1 protein-coding gene is annotated in these 258 nt (G+C 51.2%); it reads left to right on the top strand.

Translation table 11 applies throughout. From position 1 onward, the window contains the following. The coding region (locus tag Q4563_RS20845; RefSeq protein WP_442903838.1) for an elongation factor 1-alpha C-terminal domain-related protein at positions 1–258 on the top strand (258 nt) is incomplete at both ends.

The raw sequence follows: 258 nt of genomic DNA on the forward strand, positions 1-258 counted from the left end.
GGAAAAAGCCTTTGTCGGCCAATCCATCACCCTGACACTGGAAGACGAAATCGATATCAGCCGTGGCGATGTCATCGTCAAGGTGAATGACCAGCCGATCGTTGGTAATCGCTTTAATGCTGATCTGGTCTGGATGACCGAGCAATCCATGGTGCCAGGCCGTCCGTATGACCTGAAATTTGCTACCGGTGCCAGCGCTGGCACCATCAGCAAGATCCATAATCTGGTCGATATCAATACCATGGAAAAGCGTGAAGC

The sequence above is a fragment of the Gilvimarinus sp. 1_MG-2023 genome, from assembly GCF_030548285.1.